Annotated in this window: 18 protein-coding genes, 2 tRNA genes and 1 pseudogene; 10 read left to right on the top strand and 11 right to left on the bottom strand. The window is 39.6% G+C overall.

Annotated elements, in window-relative coordinates; all coding sequences use genetic code 11:
* The 3 genes from M4974_RS07745 to M4974_RS07735 form a co-directional block, all read right to left on the bottom strand.
* The coding region (locus tag M4974_RS07745; RefSeq protein WP_305883172.1) for a lectin-like domain-containing protein at positions 1-2,574 on the bottom strand (2,574 nt) is incomplete at its 3' end.
* A 474-nt stretch (positions 2,575-3,048) separates the two neighbouring features.
* Complete coding sequence (locus M4974_RS07740) at positions 3,049-3,240, bottom strand: hypothetical protein (protein ID WP_248706641.1); 192 nt, start codon at positions 3,238-3,240, stop codon at positions 3,049-3,051.
* Positions 3,241-3,855: 615 nt separating this feature from the next.
* Positions 3,856-4,011, bottom strand: coding sequence for a hypothetical protein (locus M4974_RS07735; RefSeq protein WP_248706642.1), 156 nt, complete (start codon positions 4,009-4,011; stop codon positions 3,856-3,858).
* Positions 4,012-4,214: 203 nt separating this feature from the next.
* Here M4974_RS07735 and M4974_RS07730 point away from each other — a divergent pair, with 203 nt between their 5' ends.
* Positions 4,215-4,394 (top strand): hypothetical protein, encoded by a 180-nt coding sequence (locus M4974_RS07730; protein ID WP_248706643.1) that lies wholly within the window; start codon positions 4,215-4,217, stop codon positions 4,392-4,394.
* A 96-nt stretch (positions 4,395-4,490) separates the two neighbouring features.
* On the opposite strand, the gene M4974_RS07725 is transcribed toward M4974_RS07730, so the two are convergent.
* The 3 genes from M4974_RS07725 to M4974_RS07715 all read right to left on the bottom strand — a co-directional run bounded on the left by M4974_RS07725 (position 4,491) and on the right by M4974_RS07715 (position 8,222).
* Entirely contained in the window at positions 4,491-6,695 is a 2,205-nt protein-coding gene (locus tag M4974_RS07725) for a glycoside hydrolase family 68 protein (protein WP_248715904.1), read from the bottom strand.
* A 307-nt stretch (positions 6,696-7,002) separates the two neighbouring features.
* The gene (locus tag M4974_RS07720) at positions 7,003-7,458 is read right to left on the bottom strand and encodes an ASCH domain-containing protein (protein WP_248706645.1); all 456 of its coding nucleotides are present in this window, start codon (positions 7,456-7,458) and stop codon (positions 7,003-7,005) included.
* A 416-nt stretch (positions 7,459-7,874) separates the two neighbouring features.
* Positions 7,875-8,222, bottom strand: coding sequence for an iron-sulfur cluster biosynthesis family protein (locus tag M4974_RS07715; RefSeq protein WP_248706646.1), 348 nt, complete (start codon positions 8,220-8,222; stop codon positions 7,875-7,877).
* 145 nt (positions 8,223-8,367) lie between these two features.
* Here M4974_RS07715 and trhA point away from each other — a divergent pair, with 145 nt between their 5' ends.
* The 6 genes from trhA (at position 8,368) to M4974_RS07685 (ending at position 13,526) form a co-directional block, all read left to right on the top strand.
* Positions 8,368-9,009: a PAQR family membrane homeostasis protein TrhA gene (gene trhA / locus M4974_RS07710; RefSeq protein ID WP_248706647.1), complete on the top strand. Its 642-nt coding sequence runs from the start codon at positions 8,368-8,370 to the stop codon at positions 9,007-9,009.
* 266 nt (positions 9,010-9,275) lie between these two features.
* On the top strand, positions 9,276-9,920 hold the full coding sequence (locus M4974_RS07705) for a carbonic anhydrase family protein (protein WP_248706648.1): 645 nt from the start codon (positions 9,276-9,278) through the stop codon (positions 9,918-9,920).
* Positions 9,921-11,318: an MFS transporter gene (locus tag M4974_RS07700; protein ID WP_248706649.1), complete on the top strand. Its 1,398-nt coding sequence runs from the start codon at positions 9,921-9,923 to the stop codon at positions 11,316-11,318.
* A 21-nt stretch (positions 11,319-11,339) separates the two neighbouring features.
* Complete coding sequence (locus M4974_RS07695; RefSeq protein ID WP_248706650.1) at positions 11,340-13,226, top strand: M13-type metalloendopeptidase; 1,887 nt, start codon at positions 11,340-11,342, stop codon at positions 13,224-13,226.
* Between the two features lie 107 nt (positions 13,227-13,333).
* Positions 13,334-13,416 (top strand) — tRNA-Tyr (locus tag M4974_RS07690).
* 38 nt (positions 13,417-13,454) lie between these two features.
* A tRNA-Gln gene (locus tag M4974_RS07685) sits at positions 13,455-13,526 on the top strand.
* 92 nt (positions 13,527-13,618) lie between these two features.
* On the opposite strand, the gene M4974_RS07680 is transcribed toward M4974_RS07685, so the two are convergent.
* A complete protein-coding gene (locus tag M4974_RS07680) occupies positions 13,619-14,143 on the bottom strand; it encodes an HdeD family acid-resistance protein (protein ID WP_248706651.1) in 525 nt (174 codons plus the stop codon).
* A gap of 257 nt (positions 14,144-14,400) precedes the next feature.
* Between M4974_RS07680 and M4974_RS07675 the strand changes: the two genes are divergently transcribed.
* Positions 14,401-14,955 (top strand): KxYKxGKxW signal peptide domain-containing protein, encoded by a 555-nt coding sequence (locus tag M4974_RS07675; RefSeq protein ID WP_248706652.1) that lies wholly within the window; start codon positions 14,401-14,403, stop codon positions 14,953-14,955.
* Positions 14,888-15,577 carry a hypothetical protein gene (locus M4974_RS07670; protein WP_248706653.1) on the top strand — a complete coding sequence of 230 codons (690 nt, stop codon included), beginning with the start codon at positions 14,888-14,890 and terminating at the stop codon, positions 15,575-15,577. The genes M4974_RS07675 and M4974_RS07670 overlap by 68 nt, the downstream gene beginning before the upstream one ends.
* Positions 15,578-16,501: 924 nt before the next feature.
* Here the strand turns inward: M4974_RS07670 and M4974_RS07665 are convergent.
* Together M4974_RS07665 and M4974_RS07660 are read right to left on the bottom strand one after the other, a co-directional pair.
* Positions 16,502-17,197, bottom strand: a complete 696-nt coding sequence (locus tag M4974_RS07665) for a CPBP family intramembrane glutamic endopeptidase (RefSeq protein ID WP_248706654.1) — start codon at positions 17,195-17,197, stop codon at positions 16,502-16,504.
* A gap of 180 nt (positions 17,198-17,377) precedes the next feature.
* Entirely contained in the window at positions 17,378-17,785 is a 408-nt protein-coding gene (locus M4974_RS07660) for a MarR family winged helix-turn-helix transcriptional regulator (RefSeq protein WP_248706655.1), read from the bottom strand.
* Positions 17,786-17,911: 126 nt separating this feature from the next.
* On the opposite strand from M4974_RS07660, the gene M4974_RS07655 reads away from it, so the two are divergent.
* Complete coding sequence (locus M4974_RS07655) at positions 17,912-19,660, top strand: ABC transporter ATP-binding protein (protein WP_248706656.1); 1,749 nt, start codon at positions 17,912-17,914, stop codon at positions 19,658-19,660.
* A gap of 56 nt (positions 19,661-19,716) precedes the next feature.
* Here M4974_RS07655 and M4974_RS07650 read toward each other — a convergent pair whose 3' ends face one another.
* Both M4974_RS07650 and M4974_RS07645 read right to left on the bottom strand, forming a co-directional pair.
* Positions 19,717-20,319, bottom strand: coding sequence for a stage II sporulation protein M (locus M4974_RS07650; protein WP_248706657.1), 603 nt, complete (start codon positions 20,317-20,319; stop codon positions 19,717-19,719).
* A 152-nt stretch (positions 20,320-20,471) separates the two neighbouring features.
* A pseudogene (locus tag M4974_RS07645) lies at positions 20,472-20,948 on the bottom strand (MSCRAMM family adhesin SdrC); the annotation flags it as partial.

Here is a 20,948-nt window from a genome sequence, read left to right as displayed (position 1 = left end):
CGACTCGCTCTTGGCCTTTGAGTCAGAACCCGAAACTGATGTTGACGTACTTGCTGATTTTGAAGCTGACGTTGAGCCAGAAACCGATTCACTAGTTGAGGTTGAAGCACTTGCCGACTCAGTCGAAGCAGAGTCAGAACCAGAGGCTGAGGTTGACGTCGAAATCGACTCGCTCTTGGCCTTTGAGTCAGAACCCGAAACTGATGTTGACGTACTTGCTGATTTTGAAGCTGACGTTGAGCCAGAAACCGATTCACTAGTTGAGGTTGAAGCACTTGCCGACTCAGTCGAAGCAGAGTCAGAACCAGAGGCTGAGGTTGACGTCGAAATCGACTCGCTCTTGGCCTTTGAGTCAGAACCTGAAACTGAGGCTGAGGTTGAAGCCGATTCACTCTTGACCTTTGATTCAGAACCTGAAACTGACGTCGACGTGCTTGCTGACTTCGTTGATTCTGATTGTGAAGCAGACTTTGAAATACTATTCGACTTCGAACTACTATCTGATTGAGAAGCTGACGTTGATTCAGCTGGAGTGATGTAATGGTAGAGATAAGTAACTGTTCCGTTATCTCCCCAATCACCCAAATTACCATTAGCTGGCAAACTACCAGGCGCTAAGCCAAGATACTTATAGTTAGGACTAAGATCCAGGGTTTTAGTTTGATAAGTCTTACCCTTTTGCCATCCATTGGGATAGGTAACATCGCCCTTAGCAATTTCGTTACCAGCTTCATCCATGTACTTAACGTTGACAGTTGCAGCACGATAATAATCCATACTAGTCAACTGGAATGTTTGCCGATTAGTACTTCCACCTGTAGACGCAGCAATTGAGAGCCCGACAGGCTGGGCAATATCTGCATCAGAAAGATATTTAGACCACTTCAAAACACCGGTAGTTGCTGAACCGTAAGTAATGGTCATTAACTTGGTGCTTGCATTATAGTCGACTGAAAACGGCGTATTTCGGTTATTCTGAAAAGCCCATGAAAGACGTTTAGGGGTCCGATTTTCACCAGCAATTTGTTGGCTACCATCATCAATGTTGATATAACCATGATCATCGGTTGAAACAAATGCACCATAGGGACGACGATAAATTCCGTTACTATCTTCTCCCTTCCAATCGGCAGGAAAACCAAGCTTTTCTTCTGGTGTGGTACCCTTTGGATTAGGTGCTTGAGCATCATTAGGAAAACTATCTAACTTAAAACCGGTAACATCCCGTAGTCCACCAATGCCGTTAAAGCCACCAGAATAACCAACTGAACCAGTATTTTCCTTACTAAAGGCAATCCCAATTCCGTCTCCACCTTTAGGATATCCCGTCTGTCCGATGTCCATCGTACCAGACATATGGAAATCATGTTGTAAATCAATCTTATCCTTAGTGGCAATACTACCAACTTGGCTCTGCTTATCTTCGGTTAAAACAACTGAGCCATCCGCATTAATTTGAGCGGCGTTATTAATCTTTTTACCAGTTGGGTCAAGGGTTGGCTTAGAGAAGACATCATTAATTCCAGTTCCGTCAGTAACAGTAACTCGACCAGCCTTATCATCCTTATTAGTTGCAACTGACGTAGCAGTAGCCGCACGAAAACTTAACTGATTATCATCTTCATCCCTCAAAGCGTCCATGCGATCTTGGATAACATAAGTTTGCGCTTCAGATTGTGAAGCTGCCTGAGCCAAAACCGAAACCTGCTCGCGAGATGTTGATTGGCTAGCAGCGGTTTGAATGGCCAAAGAACTGGCCACACTTAAATCATGGGCCAACAAAGTACTATCAGATTGTGATGCTACATTACTAGCAGAATCAATGATTGAAGTGCTATTTGCTTGTGAAACAGCCTGACTCAAATCCTGGCTATACTGAGTATTGTCAGATTGTGAGTCAGCTTGGCTACTTGCCTGACTTAAAGAGGTGCTATTAGCCTGAGATGTGGCTTGACCCATATCCTGAATCAAAAGTGTCTGGCTAACGCTAACACTAGGGGTGTTTACCTCCTGAGTAGCACTAGTTGTTTGAGGTGTCGTCTGAGTATCGACTTGTGAATCTTGATGGCGTGAAGTATCGCCAGCCGATTGCTCGGACGTTGACGTCTGAGAATTGCTCTGGCTAGCACCCTGATTCCCCGTCGTACTTTGCGTTGCACCAACTTGTCTTTGAACTTTATCAGTAGCTTGGCTAGCACTGTTACTCAAAGAATCTTCATTAGAAACAGACTGTTGTTGTTTGATCTTCGCATCAGCCTGGCTTTGGCTCAAAGATGTGCTCTTAGATGCAGACTGTTCTACTACAGTAGCTGAATCTGACCGGCTAGCAGTAGAATTTTCTGGCGAAAGAACCACCTGACTCTGCTGGACCAAAGTTGGTTGACTTTGAACCGAGGTCACGGATTGATCATCAGTTGTATCAGCCTTAGCAGTGGTATCAGCGGAAACATTCGCTGACCCCCCTAATCCAAGAGTGAATAAACTAATTCCAGAAACCAACCATAGCTTCCCAGACTTATACATCTTGAAATGCGTTTTGACCGAATTACGATCAAAAATATTGTTCGATTTCATATCTATCTCCTAATTTGTGTGACATACACTACTTTGCGTTTTCCTATTATATAACAACACAGCAATAATGATACATAAAAAAGAGTGAGCATTCTTCTAATATTTTCCTTTTCAAGCCTATTGTTGACATATAAGGAATTTTAATAATCTTACCAATTTAAGCTGATAAATATTCCTTTTATCAGTAGATAAAACTGCTCCATTTTTTGTACCACAACATGTTTCGATGGACGCCCAAACAACATCGCACATAAACTCTTTATTAATGGCATTTTATGCTAATATATTATGCGTAATTCTAATAAACAGATTTCAAAATTAATAGTCCTACTAATTACTAATGGTGCATATATTAACTATAAAAAATAAAATATCTTACATAGACCAATTTTTATATTTTTTTAATAAAAAAGTATCCCAATACATACATGTATCGGGATACTTTACTAAATGTTATACCTATGTGAATTTAGTTTAAAACTCATATCTCATCGCACCTTCTTTAGAAATATCTGGAAAGTCAATATCATTACTAATCAATAAGGAATCATCTTGAATATCAGCATTCCAGATCCAATTACCCTGCTTAGTAGAGTGTGACAAGACAGTCGTAGTATTATCTGGATTTAAACGAACCAAGAAACGAAGCGCCCAGGTTGAATTCATCCCCTGACCAGAGCCACATAATTGTGGTTAGTCATTATAAGCAGTGATTAGCACACAGTCATCATGAACAGCAACTGCAAGGCATAGTATGAATCAGTAGCCATTCGCCAATTAATTGGCACAGAAGAAGTTCACACAACTCCGGTAGAATTTAATGATTAATAGCCATCGGTCAGATAGTCAGACACATAGCCAATCATGGCCATGACTAGTCGTCGAAACAGAAAGGTTACTGGCTTAATCAATGGCACTACTCTCGGGAACGTGGTCTGCAGATTAACCGCGAGTACGTTCACCACTGAACGAGGAGTGTCGGCCTGAGTTTCCATCTGATCATTGGTCGGCTGATTGTCTACTTGCTCGGTATTCGTACTGGCGGTTGCATCCAGTAGACTTAACAGTGATAGAATGGTAATCGACAAGCAGAGCCACACCTTACCTTTTTATACATCTTAAAATGATTTTCACCACATTTATCACTTTCTAGTTTTGGTCCCAATAGAATTAATTACTATTTTAAATAAAATTCTCTTACACTTAAGCGAAAAAGGTCTCCACCGATATTTAATTTTGAGAATATGAAAGTATCGATTTAATTTAGTAAATGGTACTAGTCTAATATCCAAGACCCTTTTTAATCCTTTCTAACTTCTCTGGTGTACTCTTTAACGAATCCGTGGCAGGATTTGCAACAGAATTTAATTTTGAATCAAATGCTGCAAACTTGGTCTGGTTAAGAACAAATGTTGCTCCATTATTGATTAATTGCATGATTGCCCTCCTAATCTTTAGTTGCACAATCACAATGATTACCGAAACTTATAATTTACTGAATTTTCACATGTTTTGCGATATCTAATTTACAAAACTCATTTCCAATAATTTTTCTTCCCTAGCCTTACAGTTTGTTAGGAAAACGCTTTCTGGAGCCCATCTCATGTTAGGATGGATGAAAAGCGAAAGGAGGCTCAGCCATGGTACACGGAGGAGTCGATTGGAACTCAAGTTTTGATAGGAATCGAAGGAATTATCAATTAAAGAAGAGAAATTATCATTTGGAACGGGAAAAACGCTTGCGATTATACCTAAAAGAGGGCGTCATTTCTAAAGAAGAATTCGAAGCAAAGCTCAACAACATTCGCTATTATTTGTAATTAATGCCGATTAAAAAACGTTATTCACCAATGTCAGTGGATAACGTTTTTTAGTTTAAGGTTAGAACGTAACTACCAACCTCATTCATTAGTTAATTAATGCATACGACGGTAACGCGTAACACCAACGAGGCCTAATAAACTAGCAACTAGCAAACCAAGAGCACTGACACTTTTACCGTCTTTGTCAGTTATTGGCAAACCAGGAATAACTGGTGTATTGGTTGGAGTGTCAGGTGTTATAGGGGGGACGTTAGGTGTTATAGGAGGTACGTTGGGTGTTACTGGCGGTACGTTAGGCATTATTGGTATAAGAGGAGTAACTGGAGTATGTGGATGCAAACCATACCCAATCAAATCCCAATCAACAGGTTTTTCTTTCTCACCTGGGAGGGCAGAGGTATCCAAAGTTCCCATTGTGGAATCATCTTGACTTCCATCATCCCAAATCCAGTCACCTTGTTTAGTCGTTCTAGCCAGAACGGTAGTAGTATTATCTGAATTCAATTGCAACAAGAAGCTAGGAGCCCAAGTCGAATTCATTCCGTCCCCGGCCACATAATTACGATTAGTCATATATGAAGTAATCAAAACACGGTCACTATGCCCTTCAACCGGTACGGCGTAGTAAGAATACGTTGCAGTACGCCAATTAGCTGGAACTGAAGAAGTCAACACAACCCCAGAATTATTCAAAGGTACATATCCACCTGTTAAGCGGTCAGATACGTAACCCACCATTGCTACGTTGTCTCCAACCGCAAGATTAGCTTTTTGCCAAGCATCATCATTACTACCACGATTCAACCGCGTATCAGCAAATAAATAGTATTTATCACCAATCTTTATAATATCGGGGCGTTCAATTTCATCGCTCACCATATTAGCAGTAAGCAATGGTGTGTAAAGTTCCGAAACTGTCGGATTTTTATCATTATCGCTTAACTTTAACAAACCAATAGCAGCATTGGCCCAAGTTGCTCGGCTTTTCATATCCTCATCACTCAGTAATCGGAAAAAGTCCTTTAAATTTTGCGCAGTATCACCACCATAGTTTTTCCAATTGAAAATCTGGTTGTATCCCTGATAATTTTGAACGCCTGTTGCTGCCTCAAAAGCTAAATATCGGCTACCGTCACTATCCTCAATTATATGAGGGTCTCGCATTGCAATATTATCAGCACCTCTATTAGTGGCACGCCATTGATTATAGCTCTGATAATAATATCCATCACCTTCAAAAAGAATGTGGTTATTTTCCACACTATCAACAACAATTTCACCATCTTTTTCAATTAAATTTAAAGTAGCTGTCGCTAGCTTTTGATGGTTTAAATTAGCATCACTAGTATCTACCTGCGTATAAAAAACCTGTACAGATCCATCTGGGTTAACCAAAGAAGAACCTGACCATTCCTGTGACACAGCGGTGGCATTATAACCAAAGATTGGCCCAGCATTTTTCCAATGACTTAATTCATTATCTCCATATTTATTGTACAAAAGGTATACATGATTATCATTTTGATTTGGCACGCCCATCATGGCCATAACAAGTTGATATCCATTCCAATTACTTACTTGCCCAGTTGTAGGATTTTGCACTGGCCAACTATCCCATATATCCAAGTGCTCTACCGTATTAGTTTGAGCATCTTTTGTATAGGCTGCGGGGAAATTTTGAATTTGTTTAGCATCAAAAAATGGTACGGCATATTTACCATCTTGTGCTACTAGGGTGTCAGCAATCTTTCGAAAATCACTATACGTTAATCGTGTCCCTGCTTGTGCTGAGTTAGAAAAATCAATTTGATTCAACAGTTTAATTTCATCCGGAGTAAAGCTATTAATATCAATATTAGCTTTCTTCAAAACTGAGTTAATATTTTCCGATTCAATACTGCTTTGACTGGTAGTAACTTCCTTTTTAGTTTCTCCAGATTGCGTAACAGTAGACTGAGTAGTGGAATTTACCCCTTGTTTAGAAGTATCTGATGTGTTGATCTTTTTTGCTTCCGTACTAGTTGATTCACTAAGTTCCATACCTGCTACAATAGCAGTTTTAGAATTATCATTCGCCGAGTTTGACGTTAGCGCACCAGCACTTGTACTTGCTGAGTTAGAAACCGCCACACTCGAATTATCATTTTTAGTGGTTTTTACAACTTGATTATCTGCGCTAACAGAAGTCATCGAAAAATAGTTCATCCCCAAGACCGATGCAACAGTTAAAGAAGCATAAACCCATATTTTTCCTTTTTTATACATTTTAAAACGCTTAGCACTATATTCTTGTTTCATAAAATATCTCCTAAATAAACAACCCATGATTATCTAATCATTTTCTGTATAGTACCAATTTGGATATTTAGAAACAATTGTGCTATTTATGCATGTATAACAAACGAATAATAACATTCCCTTAAAAGGAACTTAAATATACCAATTATAATTATTGAAAATAAAAAGCGCCTTGCTTAAGGCGTTTTTAGAAATTCATCCACTTTTAAAAAATATTTCCTAATTTATTACGTTCCCTTATGATTTGGAGCCTTCAGCGTTTAAAAAAGACTGGAAAATCACAAAGTAAATCTTCCAGTCGATTGCCTTATTTTCCTTCAAGAGGATAGACTAACTGAAACTTTTCCAACACAACTCGAGCCGTTTTTGGATCGAACTTTTTACCAAAAGATTGATACTCTTTGGTAAAAAACTCCTGATGCACTCGTCGCCAATAAACCAAGCTCCGATCCCCCTCACCTTCAGCGAATGCATGTGCTTGATTAACCAGCAAGAAATTTTCAATCTCAACTTGCTTATTTTGGATAATGCAAACTGGTTCATTCTGACCATCTAAGACAATATCATAAGCGCCAATTTGTGGTAATTCTTCATCCGCTTCATAAACATCAAGACCACTGGTAGTGGCTGTCTTAACACCCAATAGTACTAGCTGAGCTAATCCATCGGCGTCGACGCCAAACTGAAAGGCTGATTGGAGACTCGAATCACTGGGTACCATCCCAGCATCTTTTGCCTGTTGAAAAAATTTATCTGGTGTCATACTAATCCTCCTCTACACATTTTGATTATATGATAAAGCTTTAATCATACTCAACTTTACCGCCAACCGACTCATATAAAATTGAAATAAAATCTGCTTTTTTCCTAATTAATATGATTTATATGCGTTACGTATTTCTAAAAACGGCATAGTCGAAATTGCTTCTCTTGTCTATGTTACATACTATTTACAACGCAACTGTATCACTGACTTTTAAAAATAACCATTGCTTTAGTTGTGTATTTTATCTAATTGGTATACTTCATATAGTAATGGATTAATATAAATTCCAAGCTTACGATTTGTTATGTTAGAAGCTGATCGTCCAGTAATACACAAAAAGACAGCCTTGAAGGCTGTCTTTTAAAAATGTTTAGGTTACTAACTTAGTTTAGTATAGAATAAGTGGTAAGGCTTTAGGCCAAATCCTTAACTCCCATGCTACTATCGATTTCGCCATTCTGACCACTCAAACTGTAGCGGAGATACTTTTCATTGACATCAATGGTCATCTTTTCATCCATCTGGTCCTTGGAATAAGGCTTAGCGTAAACATCCCCCAAGTTACTTGGAATTACCAAACCGAAATCGTGCAAATCTGCATCCTGATTAACAAACAAAAGATTATAAGCAACTGATAGCGTGCAATTTGCTTCCTTAGAGAAAGGACCCACACCATCATCAAAATCCAAAACCATCTTTACACCGGGCTTTAGAAACTTTTGCAAACGATCAGTGGCAACTTTTGTAAATGTAATTTCCATGTTATACACTCCTTTACTTTAAACCAATTTCAACATGTGCTAAGTATAGCGCTAAATCGTACACAGGTCAAATTGGTATAGTCTTAATTTTAATTAATCATATATATTTATCACCTGACAAATAAATAGTTAAAAAGGAATTCCCATGCAAAACCATTCAAAAAAATATCAAATTGTCTACGAAGTTTTAAATGCCACCACTCACGGTATTGGCTTTATCTTAGCAGTGTTGGGCAGTATTTTTTTACTGTTGCACGTCTATCGGCATACAGTTTCTGGTTTAGAACTAAGTGCTATTTTAATTTACATCATTAGCGTTAGCTTATTCCTCCTAGCCTCAACATTATTTCACTCTCTCGTTTTCACTCGAGCAGCTAAACTTTTCCAATTCTTTGACCACGCTGGGATTTACTTAGTTATTTTGGGTAGTTACACGCCCTACACCTGGCTAATTATTGGCGGTTGGCAGGGTTGGGCCATCTGGTGGACCATCTTAACTATGACCATGGCTGGATTAATTTATGATTTATTTTTAGTTGGCCGCTGGCCGTGGCTATCGGTTTTAATTTATCTCATCATGGGTTGGGTGATTATTCTAGCCATGCCAATTTTATGGCAAAATCTTAACCACACGGCCTTTTGGTTACTACTATTGGGTGGGATTGTTTATTCTTTGGGCACGATTTTTTATCTAATCCCCAAAATCCCGATGGGCCACGTTTATTGGCATCTTTTCGTTTTAGGCGGGGCCTCATTGATGTATGCTAGTTTATATATTACCTTGTAAATGTTAATATCTCCATCTTCGACACCTGTTTATTCACAGAAATTAATTTTGGTCTATCTTGTTTTTTATTCATTTTTTGATAAACTAGTGATAACCAGAGCGAGATGGCAAAATGGTTAACATGTGTGAGTTTCCGGAACAAGAGCAAAACGATAGTTGTCACTACCTTGGGTAGTTTCAGCATTGGATTTTATCCCATCTAGAGAGCGTCGACATACTTCTGAGTATGAGTCGCTCTTTTCTATACACTCAAAAAGGAGCGTCAAATGGCACGTATTAATTACCGTGAACAAGACCAATGGTCCCAAACCACCCGCAGTTTCAACCAGTCTCCGATTAATATTCAAACCAGCCAAGTCCAATCAGGACCACTTAGCCAAATTCAAATTATCCTAAATAACCTGCGAGGGATAACTGCTAAAGAAATCCCCAGTGGTCAGCAGTTTTTTTGTGAAGGTCAAGTGATTATTAATGGTCAAGACTGGCAAATGGAACGTTTTCACTTTCACGATGGGGCCGAACACCTCCTTGATGGTCAACGGTACGATGGTGAATTACATCTAGTACTCAAAAATGCCCAGCAAACGGCAGTCCTCGGTGCTTGGCTGGTGGCTGATTCAAATAAAACCAGTTTAGCCTTAAAACAGTTATTTCATGCCAACCAACTTGCCTTTTCGCTACGCTCGCTACTACCCCAATCACAGGGTTACTATCATTATCAGGGAACGCTAACCACACCACCTTTATTAGAAAATATTGAGTGGTTTATTTTAGACCAACCTTTAGCCTTAAATCCCAATGATTTAGCCGCTATTCGGGCCAATTTCCCTGATAATCATCGTCAGGTGCAGGCTGATAATAGTCTATTAGTAGAATATCGACCCGCTACCTTCAATATTGGGGATAAGTAAATGGATAATCAAGAAATGACCATAGCTCAATTAAAGCAGGCTACTTTAGTGGTAGCGGCTGCTTTTTTTATGCAAATGTTAGACAGCACAATTGTCACAACCGCTTTGCCACGGATTGCTAATGATTTATCGGTATCACAAAGTAGTGCTAGTTTAGTAATTTCGTCTTATTTACTAGCTTCAGCCGTCTTTATACCTTTATCCGGCTGGTTAGCACGAATATTTCAGCGCCGCACTTTATTTTTAGGTGCAGTAACACTCTTTACGATTAGTTCCGGCTTGGGTGGTTTAGCTACTACATTACCAATGCTACTGTGTATGCGTATTATTCAAGGTATGGCTGGCTCTTTGATGATTCCGGTTGGTCGACTAATGATTTTAGCCCACACACCAGCGCCCAAACTACTCCAAATTCTTTCCTATTTAATTTGGCCGGCTCTGATTGCCCCAGCCATTGCTCCTTTATTAGGGGGCTATATTATTACTTATTTGGATTGGCATTGGATTTTTTACATTAATATCCCAATTGGATTACTAATTCTCTTAACCGGCCACTGGGCGATTCGTGACCATAATAAACCTGAACAAAATCCTTTTGATCTACTAGGTTTTCTCCTAGTCTCCATTACAGGGGTAAGTTTGTTAATATCTTCTGAAATTTTAAGCCATGGTATGCAATCACTTCTTTTGGGTCTATTACTACTAATTGGCGGTATCGTCGCTGGATTAGGCGCTTTTTATCATCTCAAACATGCTAAACATCCTCTTTTTAGTCTAGATGCACTAAAAATTCCTTCCTTTCGGGTCTATCAATCTGGTGGCACAATTTTTTGGATGACCATTGGTGCGTTACCTTACTTATTGACACTCTTCTTACAAATTGCTTTTGGTTGGAATGCCGTCCAAGCTGGTAGCTACGTCTTATTTATTTTCCTGGGAAATCTAATCATAAAGCCGTTTACTACACCCATCATTCAACGCTTAGGTTATCGTCGGACCATTGCCACTAGTCTAATAGTTGCTACACTTAGTACCTTTGGTTTTGCCTTTCTTACCAGACAAACTAATCCGATTTTGATTGTCAGTCTCGCTTTTATTTCAGGAATTGGTCGTTCTTTGGCCTTAACAGGTTATAATGGCCTTAGTTTTTCTGAACTCCAATCGCAACAAAAAAATTCCGCTAATACCCTGCAAGCAGTTGTTCAAATGCTATCGCAAGGCTTAGGAATTGGCTTTTCAGCTACTTTAGTAGCTATTTTTGAACAATTTAGTTCAGTTAGAACTTCTTACAGCATGACTTTCATTTGTATCGGCATCATTTCCATTTATGCAATAGTAGAAATTTTACATTTACAAAAAGATGTTGGTGCACAAACACTCAATCAATCAGAAACATGATAAATCCTGGAGGTTTTCTCAATGGTTAGATTACAAAACGATTTTTACGAAGCAATCAACGGTGATTGGATTGATCAGGCCACCATTCCAGCCGATAAACCAGCTACCGGTGGTTTTTACGACTTGATTGAAGATATTGAACAGCTAGAGCGACAAGAACTAGCTGATTTTGAAAGTGGGAAAAAGCCCATTCCCGCTACCTTAAAAAACTTTGTCGCCTTTCACAAATTAACCAGCAACTGGAATCAGCGCCAGCAGGGCATCCAACAGATTGTGACGCAATACTTGGCGCCTTTACAAGAGATTACCAATTGGTCAGCATGGCAAACAAATGCCGGTCAACTTATTAAAGACGCTTATACCACAGAACTAGCCTTTGGGATTAGTCCTGATTCTAAAAATACGGCCATTAACGAACTATGGTTAACAGCACCCGACATTATCTTGCCTGATACAACTAGTTATGACGACCCTGAAAGCAGTCAACAATTACTAGCCGTTTGGTCCAAAATGGTCAAGGAAATTTTAGTTAAAGTCGGTTTTGACCAAGCAACAGCTGATCAAATGGTCGATCAAGCTTTGGCCTTTGACCATTTGATTGCCAATCGTAGTAGTAGCAACGAAGAAATGTCCGATTATTGGAAGAATTACCATCCAACCGACTTGGTTGATTTGCAAAAACAGCTTCCTGAGTATGACTTATCCGCAACTTTAACCGAAATTTTGGATAGCTCCGTTGAGAAGGTCATTATTAGTGATGCTAAGTTTTGGGATAAGGCAGCGGAAATTTATCAGGCCAAAAACTTCGAGGCCATCAAGGCTTGGACCATGATTCAAGCCGTCTTGGAAATTGCACCGTTCCTTAGTAACGATTTGCGCGTTCTAGCCGGTCAATATCAACGAACATTATCAGGAACTGCCGAAGCTAGCGAACCTCAAAAATCAGCCTTTCGCCAAGCTCACGCCTTTTTCGCTAGTGTGGTTGGCCTGTGGTACGGTGAAAACTTCTTTGGGCCTCAGGCTAAAGCTGACGTCACTAAAATGGTTAAAAGTATCATTAAGGTTTACGAACAACGTTTTGAACACAATGATTGGTTGACCCCAGCCACTTTAGAAAAAGCCAAGGTCAAGCTTAATGCCTTGACCATCAAAGTTGGTTATCCAGACTTTATTCCCGACTATTTGGTCAATCGGACGGTGGATCCGGAACAATCGTTGGTGGATAACATTATTCGCTTCAGTAAGGAAGCCGTTACTTACCATTTGAGCAAATGGCATCAAAAACCTAATGCCGAGGTTTGGGGAATGTCAGCTGACACCGTTAATGCTTATTATTCACCGGACTTCAACCAGATTGTCTTCCCAGCGGCGATTTTGCAGGCACCATTCTACCAGTTAAATCAAAGTGCTTCGGCTAATTTCGGTGGTATTGGAACCGTGATTGCCCACGAAATTACGCACGCTTTTGATACCAACGGGGCTCGTTTTGATGAGCACGGTAATTTGCATGAATGGTGGCAACCAAGCGACTTTAAAAACTTTGAAGCCCGTACCAAGTTAATCGAAGAACAATTCGACGGTTTGGAAAGTGCTGGGGCAGAGATCAACGGTCACCTGACGGTATCGGAAAACGTCGCTGACTTGGGTGGTATTTCGGCCGCCCTCACAGCTGCCCAGGCTGATCCAGAATTTAATGTGCACGACTTTTTTGAAAATCAGGCTCAGATTTGGCGTCAAAAGGCAAGCGATGACTACTTGAAATTACTAGCCAGTATTGATGTCCATGCGCCTGCAAAATTACGAGTTAACGTACCAGTTACTAACTTTGATCTCTTCTTTGACACTTATCAGGTCCAAAAAAGGGACGGCATGTGGCGTGAGCCGGCCGATCGAGTACAAATCTGGTAATTTTCGTTAAATATTTGTCGGTTTTAATCTTAATTTAAATAAATACGAGATAAACCCTTGTCAAGCAACCAAAAGATTGTTATTATAATATAGTTGTTTGAGACAACGGGAGTGTAGCGAAGTCTGGCTAAACGCGACGGACTGTAACTCCGTTCCTTCGGGTTCGTAGGTTCGAATCCTACCGCTCCCATACCGTATCATAGCTAACGGTTATAAATAAATAGCTATTGCCCCTTGGCCAAGTGGTAAGGCAGAGGTTTTTGGTACCTCCATGCGCTGGTTCGATCCCAGCAGGGGCAATTAGATTAAACAGTCAGAGATGGCTGTTTTTTTGATTACCATATTACTAAAAAGACCTTGGCGGTTTCTTCCGTCAAGGCCTTTTTGCTGTCTTAGAAAGCATCCACAATGGCAGAAACACCAAAGAAGAATAAGTAAAAGACAACCATATAAACCAACACTGTTGCTGCCATAACTGGACTAAACAAGAGGATAATGCCTAATGCCAAGCTAATTGCCGCAATAATCATTGAGAAGGTACCCATGATAGCGCTGATATGCAAGCCAATCCGGCTCATATACAATTGCGCAATTGAATCAACGATAAACCAAATGGCAAACAAAATTCCAATTGTACTAACGCCGACACCAACGTGAAAGATAAAGATGAAACCAATTAACACATCTACTAATACTTTAAATAGCCAATAATTATTATTAACTAAACCATCTTTTTTAAATTGACGTGCTTGAATTGTTGTATGTACCGCACCAACCCAAGCCATAATCCCAAATAGAAAAGAAAATGAAACCAAAAAACTAATTGGATGATTAAAAATAGAAGTCGCCAAAATAATGAACAAAATGCCCATTAACATTTCCAACCAATTAATTTTATTCTTTGTATTATTACCCATATTACTGTTCCTTCCCACATGTATAAACTGTCCAATGAAGTAAATTATAATATTTTCTCTTTGAACATTCAAATAAACCCCCTATAAAACCTAGTTACAAAACACTTTAAAAACTACATGATTCTTTATGAAAGCACTTTCATGTTCCCAACAAGGAATATCGTGGTATACTCAATTTGTGGTTATGTTCCTTTATGGGAATTATAATCTACATCTGCTTTTAGTGTTTGTCTGTGGATTGAAAGAGAGGAATTGTTATGGACACGTCAACTGAAAATTATAAGATGTACAAGGATGGTAAGCATTGGGTTTACTCCATGATGATTGCTGCTGCCTTTTTGGGTACGACAGCTGTTACCACTAGCACCACTGCCAACGCTGATGAAGCTACAGCAAGTCAAACTGCACCCGTTGCAGTGACTACGCCAGCTGCTGTTGCCTCAACTAAGAACGTTGCTCAATCAACTACACCAACTAATTTGGCCGATTTGCAAAGGAAGGCTACTGATACTCAAAACGCAGCTAATACTGTTGACAGCGAAGCTTCAGCTGCTAACCAAAAGGAGGCTACTTCAGAAAAGGCTAAGGCTGCTGATACCAACACTGACAACACCAATGCTGCTAATGACGTAACCAAGGTCGAAGCTAGTGTTAAGCAAGCTAAGAATGACGTTGATAACACCAAGGATGCAGTAGACAAGGCTCAAGATAAGGTTAACGATGCCAAGGCAACTTTGGACAAGGATGAAGCTAGTCGTAACGAAGCTACTAAGGTTTTGGAACAAGCTCAAAAAGGTTTTGGATGCTGCTAAGGCTGCTGTTGATGCCGCTTCAAAGAAGGCATCAGATGCCAACAACACTAACAACGAAGCAGTCGCTAAGGAGCAAGAATTTGTTAAGCAAAACGAAGCCATCGTTAAGACTGCACAAGATAATCTTGCTCAAGCCCAAACTGATGTAGGTACTGCTAAGACAACTCTTGACACTGATGAAGCTGCTCGTAACGCTGCTACTAATGACTTGGACGCTGCTTTCAATACTTTGAAGGACGCTCAAGCTGATAAGTTGAAGGCCGCTCAAGAAGCCAAGTATGCTAGTAAGGATGCCCTTGACAAGGCTGAAAAGGAACGCGCTGAAGCTACTAAGGCCTTGGATGCTGCCTTTGCCGCTTTGGATAAGGCTAACGCTGACAACAAGGCTGCCGATGAAGTTGCTACTAAGACTGCTGGTAATCTAACACCAGTTGTGGCAGTCGCACCAACTAACGTTACCCCAGCTAACAATGGTGGTAAGAGTACTCCTGCCAAGATGGCTAAGTCATCCGACTTGCCACAAACTGCTGAGCGTAGTGCCAACAAGCAAGGTTCAATTCTTGCTCTTGGTCTTGCTGCTCTTGGTTTGACTAGCGTACTATTTTACCGTCGTAAGCACTAAGATTTTTTGAAGAAATGCCTTCAGGCATTTTTTTATTTACACTGAGAAATTGAGAACAAGATTACATATAGTTATATAATTAGTTTAAAATTTCACCCTAGGATGTAGGTAAATATCATGAAGAACATCAAGAATTCGCGCCATTTAATTATGCTAGCCCTAACTATTTTTATGCTCACTTATGTCATCCTAATTGTTTTAAATGATTTACATGTTATCCTTTTACCACATTGGTTAAGTGATAATTTCCTTTTCGGATTGATTTTTTACACACTGGCTATATCTAGCTTAGATAAGAAAAGATAACAATGGATTGTATTAGAAAAAACGTATGCTAAGGCATACGTTTTTTCTATTTATTTTCGATATTTTCCAATTTTTGTACCGTCACTGAAAGATGTTTTTTATCATGAAATGGCTTGGCTTCTTTTACATCTACCTTATTTTACTTGTTAATAAACTATCTAGGGCTGATAAATCCCCCTTAACCAGGGTGTTGACCGTACTTTCTGGCACAATTCGCGCGATTTTAACGTAATTATCTTTGTGATAAACCATGACATAAGGATTTTTGAGACCCTAATTGAAATCAATCGTCAGCGTTAACTTTGACCATTGACTCCCCATCTCATTGTCAGTAAACCAAACCATCCAATGGCCGTGTTTGGTATTATTGGGACTAATTACCTTTTCACTTGGCAACCTAGTGTAGGCCGTTGTATAGCTTAAAAACTGGTTAAACTCTGCTCAGTCTGTAATTGCTTGATATCTTCCTTAAAGTTCATATCGTTTTCCTTCACTAAAACCGGACTCATCTCCTAATGGTAGCAAGAAAAATTAACATTTTAAAAGCAAGTATTAATAGCAAAGGGAAGGGCTTTTTACAATGAAAAAGCCCCGACCACAGCCGGAACTTCCTAGAAATCAAATAAAGTTTAACACGGTTGCCACCGTATTATTCAACATATGCAAAGCAATCGAGACTTCGATACGATCAGTTTTAACATAGGCGTAAGCAAAGGACATCCCCATCACCGCGTAGATGGCAAAGCTGATAACATTAGAACTTTGGTGCATGGCCGAAAAGACTAAACCGCTAATCACAATGGCATAGTTTGGATTCACATTCGGCAGCAGCCCTTTAATTAATAAACCACGAAACAATAATTCCTCACAGATTGGTGCAAAAATGATAACTGATATGACCATTAACACTAACGAAGCTGAATTGCTGTCCATAATAGCTTGAATCGCTTGATCATTTTGGGTTTCAGTTTGGTGATAAAGCCACTGGTTAAGATATGATAAACCATGTTCCAATGCCATCGCCACCAGATAGCAGGTCACAATTAAGATATAATCATTTTTTGCTAAATTATGAAGGGGCTTTTTATATAATTTTTGATAATAGTAGTAACCCAATAAAATAACAATGGTCCAAGCTGCAATATAGGCAATTCCCAACAAGATTGTTTGGACTAAATTAACCTTGAACTCACTGAGTATTCCCAAGGGAATATCGGCAAACTCCATTGCTACTAGTAATAAAAATAAAATACCCGCTCGCCCTAGATAGGTTTTGAAGCCGATTTTAACGGCATCTGGTTTAAAAAAGTTCATCAATTACTCCCCATTTGTTTAACTATATACTTTATAAACATCATCTTATATACAGCGCCACAATAGCAAATGAATCACGGTAAATTTAATTATTTTTAAACTCTTAGCAGGCTTTGCCACCGGTTATTACGCCAATAATGGAGGGGATAAAAGGTAATATCAGTTGCACACCAAACTGAATCAATCACTAGCTACAATCTTCTTCAAAATCCGAATCAATTCTAGCTGATCGTGTTCATCTAAATGCTTCGTTAGAATGCCATCATAGGATTTAAATTTAGCCCGCATACTATGACACAAATCTGCACCCTTCGATGTCAAATAAATCTCTTTGGCCCGGACATTGTCCTCCGGAACTTTGCGTTCAATTAACTCCTGCTTTTCTAAATTAACTAAAATATTGGAAATTGTTGGATTTCGACGGTGCAAGAGTTTGGCCAAATCACTTTGAATAATACCCGGAGTTTGCTGCACAATCCGCAAAACATGACCCTGCTGAAGGGTGATTGGCATATCCTTGATAATCTGATGACGATGATAATGGCTAACTTGTAACATTAATTCTTGAATTTCTTGACTATGGGACATACTTACCTCGGAAATTAGTTGACAGTTAGGTGTCTAACTATTATACTCATTTTACGTTTAGATATCTAACTATTAGTAGCGTAACTATCTGTACTTTTATTTTACTATAATTCGGGGTAAATTTTTATGAATGCAGCAAAGTCTCCTAAAACAAGGGAAAAATTTAATTTCAATCGGTTTGTTAATCTAGTCCAACAAACTAAACCCAAATACTGGCAATTATGGCTGGGATTGGCTCTAAGCTTGACAGCAACTGGGGCACAACTATTAGTGCCCAAAGCTGCCCAATCTATGGTCAATAACTTTTCCAAAGGGATTGATTCCGTCCTAGTTATCGGCCTAGTAGCTCTATTCTTAGCTAGTGCCTTAATTAGCGCTTTATCCGGTGTCCTACTGGGTTCCTTTGGTGAAAATGTGGTCGCCAATTTACGTAAGTTACTCTGGAATCGTATTTTACGCTTTCCAGTGAGCTACTTTGATGAGGTCAAAACCGGTATGATGACTTCTCGCCTAGTCAATGATTCCGATCAAATCAAAAACCTCTTGGCCGTATCTTTTCCTAGTTCGATTTCATCTATTTTCCAATTACTTGGTGCCTTAGTCATCATGCTTTTTATGGACTGGAAGATGACTATTGTGATGTTTATCGCCGTTCCAGTCGTTACCCTAGTGATGCGTCCCATCATGAGTCGAGCTCGCAAGGTTGGTCATCAACGCCAAGATGAATTAGCAAATTTTTCAGGTAAGGCCGAAGAGACACTCAATGAAATTCGATTGGTCAAATCCTCGGATGCCGAAGATTATGAAACCAAAAGTGGTAACAAAATGGTCGATAAACTCTACCAAATTGGCCTGAAAGAAGCCCTTTATGATTCCGTGGCCTTCCCCTTGATGCAAATGGTCATGATGGGATTGTTTGTTGGGGTACTTGCTTATAGTGCCCATCGAATTGCTGTTGGTACCATGACGGTTGGCACCATGTTTGCCTTTCTAATGTATCTGTTCCAAATCATCGGCCCCCTAAATTCTTTGGCCCGTTTCTTAACGGACTTATCCAAGGCTAACGGCGCCACTGACCGCGTGCAAGATTTGATGGAAGAAAGGCAAGAAGATTTCATCACTGGTCATGCCCAAACCGTTGATGATCTGGCGCTTGAAATGGCGGACGTTAAGTCCTCTTACGGTTCCGATCAGTTGATTTTAAAGGGTATTAACATGGTGGCTAAACCTAACACCACGGTCGCCTTTGTGGGTCCTTCTGGTAGTGGTAAATCAACAATTTTTAGTTTGATAGAGCGTTACTACCAACCTAATTCTGGTTCAATTAAAATTGGTGACACCAATATTACCGATATTAATTTGGCCGATTGGCGCAAGCAAATCGGCTTTGTTTCACAAGATTCAGCCATCATGGACGGAACCATTCGTCACAATCTAACCTATGGATTAGATGGTAACTTTTCCGACGAAGAACTTTGGCAAGTATTGCAATCGGCTTATGCCGATGGTTTTGTCCATGAAATGGCTAACGGTCTTGATACCCAAGTAGGTGAGCGGGGCGTTAAAGTATCTGGTGGCCAGCGACAGCGACTAGCAATTGCCCGGGCCTTTCTCCGCAATCCTAAAATTTTGATGCTGGATGAAGCCACTGCCAGCCTAGATTCTGAATCAGAAGCCATGGTGCAGAAGGCCTTGACGCAATTAATGAAGGGCCGAACAACCTTAATCATTGCCCATCGGCTCAGCACAATTGTGGATGCTGATGATATTTATTTTATCGACCATGGCACAGTTAGTGGCCACGGTTCCCACCAAGAACTACTCAATACCTTGCCACTGTACCAAGAATACGTGCAAATCCAATTTAAGCAATAAAAAACAAGCTTTCCGGCGTGGTGGTCAGAAAGCTTGTTTATATAAAAGAAACATCATTATCCCAGTAGCGGTGTAATAAGAGCTTCAATCAAAGCAGCAATTAATAAAATTGGCACGGCATACAAAATATACGTTTTAAAGCTAGCAATAATCGTTTTTTTAATTGAAACATCTTTTTTACGACGATAAATTCGTCGGCAAATTACTCGATTAATTTTAGCTAAAGCGATACAGACAATTCCTAATCCAATCGTTTCTAAAATGCCATGGGGTAGGGTTAATACCATTACTTGTAAAAAGCTCACTTTGGGGAGCACTAGCAGAAGATAATACACAAAACCGATAGAAGCTGCCGTAGCGCCAAAATTCAAAAAATATAGATAAGGAATTGGTATTAAGGCCAAAATAAAGGCAATCAATGATACCCGAAAAGCATTGTTGAAAAATAGGGCAATGAAGGTATTCATCCCATTTTTAGTATGGGGCATTTGTTTTCCCAATTCATGTAAAACATTTTCAAAATCAGGCTTGATGAAAATCATACTGATAAAAGTAATTAGAATAATCCCAACAAATACCACTAAAAACTTCACTAAGGCCTTCCAATCCAAAGGGTTGTTTCGATACGTCGTCGTAATTACGTTTCGGCGCAGATCCATAAATATCTCTCTTTCCAAATCTAAAATTTGACACTAGTAGTTTATCATATTTATAATTTTTTCACATAAATTGATCATTTGATTATTTCACAATCCACTAATAAAAAAAACCAGTTATCAACAATATGATAACTGGTTTTTACTAACGTTCATTACTGTTTCCGATACCGCTTAATACCTACAAAGAGCATGGCGTTAACCATCATCAAACTCAAAAGAGTTTCGGAATAATGGTCTTGTTTACTGGTTGGTGGTAAGTTCGGCGGTGTTGTCGAAGTTGAGGTTGAAGTGCTAGTAGACGTCGAGGTGCTAATGGAAGTCGACTGACTAGGTGGGGTAGATTCACTAGTTGATGTTGAGCCACTTGGTGGCGTGGAGTCACTATGGGAATTTGAACCGCTTGGTGGCGTAGATTCGCTATGGGAATTTGAACCACTTGGTGGCGTAGATTCACTATGGGAATTTGAACCACTTGGTGGCGTGGAGTCACTATCAGAATTTGAACCACTTGGTGGCGTGGAGTCACTATCAGAATTTGAACCACTTGGTGGCGTGGAGTCACTATCAGAATTTGAACCACTTGGTGGCGTGGAGTCACTATCAGAATTTGAACCACTTGGTGGCGTGGA

Source organism: Convivina praedatoris (genome assembly GCF_933208495.1).
Taxonomy (GTDB): domain Bacteria; phylum Bacillota; class Bacilli; order Lactobacillales; family Lactobacillaceae; genus Convivina; species Convivina praedatoris.
The sequence above is the reverse complement of the archived record's forward strand: the minus strand, read 5'-3'. Positions and strand labels throughout refer to the sequence as shown.

Coding starts and splice junctions, on each gene's coding strand:
- M4974_RS07740 (WP_248706641.1), bottom strand. CDS start 3,240: ATGAATTCAACCTGGGCGCTTCGTTTCTTGGTTCGTTTAAATCCAGAT.
- M4974_RS07735 (WP_248706642.1), bottom strand. CDS start 4,011: ATGCAATTAATCAATAATGGAGCAACATTTGTTCTTAACCAGACCAAG.
- M4974_RS07730 (WP_248706643.1), top strand. CDS start 4,215: ATGGTACACGGAGGAGTCGATTGGAACTCAAGTTTTGATAGGAATCGA.
- M4974_RS07725 (WP_248715904.1), bottom strand. CDS start 6,695: ATGAAACAAGAATATAGTGCTAAGCGTTTTAAAATGTATAAAAAAGGA.
- M4974_RS07720 (WP_248706645.1), bottom strand. CDS start 7,458: ATGACACCAGATAAATTTTTTCAACAGGCAAAAGATGCTGGGATGGTA.
- M4974_RS07715 (WP_248706646.1), bottom strand. CDS start 8,222: ATGGAAATTACATTTACAAAAGTTGCCACTGATCGTTTGCAAAAGTTT.
- trhA (WP_248706647.1), top strand. CDS start 8,368: ATGCAAAACCATTCAAAAAAATATCAAATTGTCTACGAAGTTTTAAAT.
- M4974_RS07705 (WP_248706648.1), top strand. CDS start 9,276: ATGGCACGTATTAATTACCGTGAACAAGACCAATGGTCCCAAACCACC.
- M4974_RS07700 (WP_248706649.1), top strand. CDS start 9,921: ATGGATAATCAAGAAATGACCATAGCTCAATTAAAGCAGGCTACTTTA.
- M4974_RS07695 (WP_248706650.1), top strand. CDS start 11,340: ATGGTTAGATTACAAAACGATTTTTACGAAGCAATCAACGGTGATTGG.
- M4974_RS07680 (WP_248706651.1), bottom strand. CDS start 14,143: ATGGGTAATAATACAAAGAATAAAATTAATTGGTTGGAAATGTTAATG.
- M4974_RS07675 (WP_248706652.1), top strand. CDS start 14,401: ATGGACACGTCAACTGAAAATTATAAGATGTACAAGGATGGTAAGCAT.
- M4974_RS07670 (WP_248706653.1), top strand. CDS start 14,888: ATGAAGCTAGTCGTAACGAAGCTACTAAGGTTTTGGAACAAGCTCAAA.
- M4974_RS07665 (WP_248706654.1), bottom strand. CDS start 17,197: ATGAACTTTTTTAAACCAGATGCCGTTAAAATCGGCTTCAAAACCTAT.
- M4974_RS07660 (WP_248706655.1), bottom strand. CDS start 17,785: ATGTCCCATAGTCAAGAAATTCAAGAATTAATGTTACAAGTTAGCCAT.
- M4974_RS07655 (WP_248706656.1), top strand. CDS start 17,912: ATGAATGCAGCAAAGTCTCCTAAAACAAGGGAAAAATTTAATTTCAAT.
- M4974_RS07650 (WP_248706657.1), bottom strand. CDS start 20,319: ATGGATCTGCGCCGAAACGTAATTACGACGACGTATCGAAACAACCCT.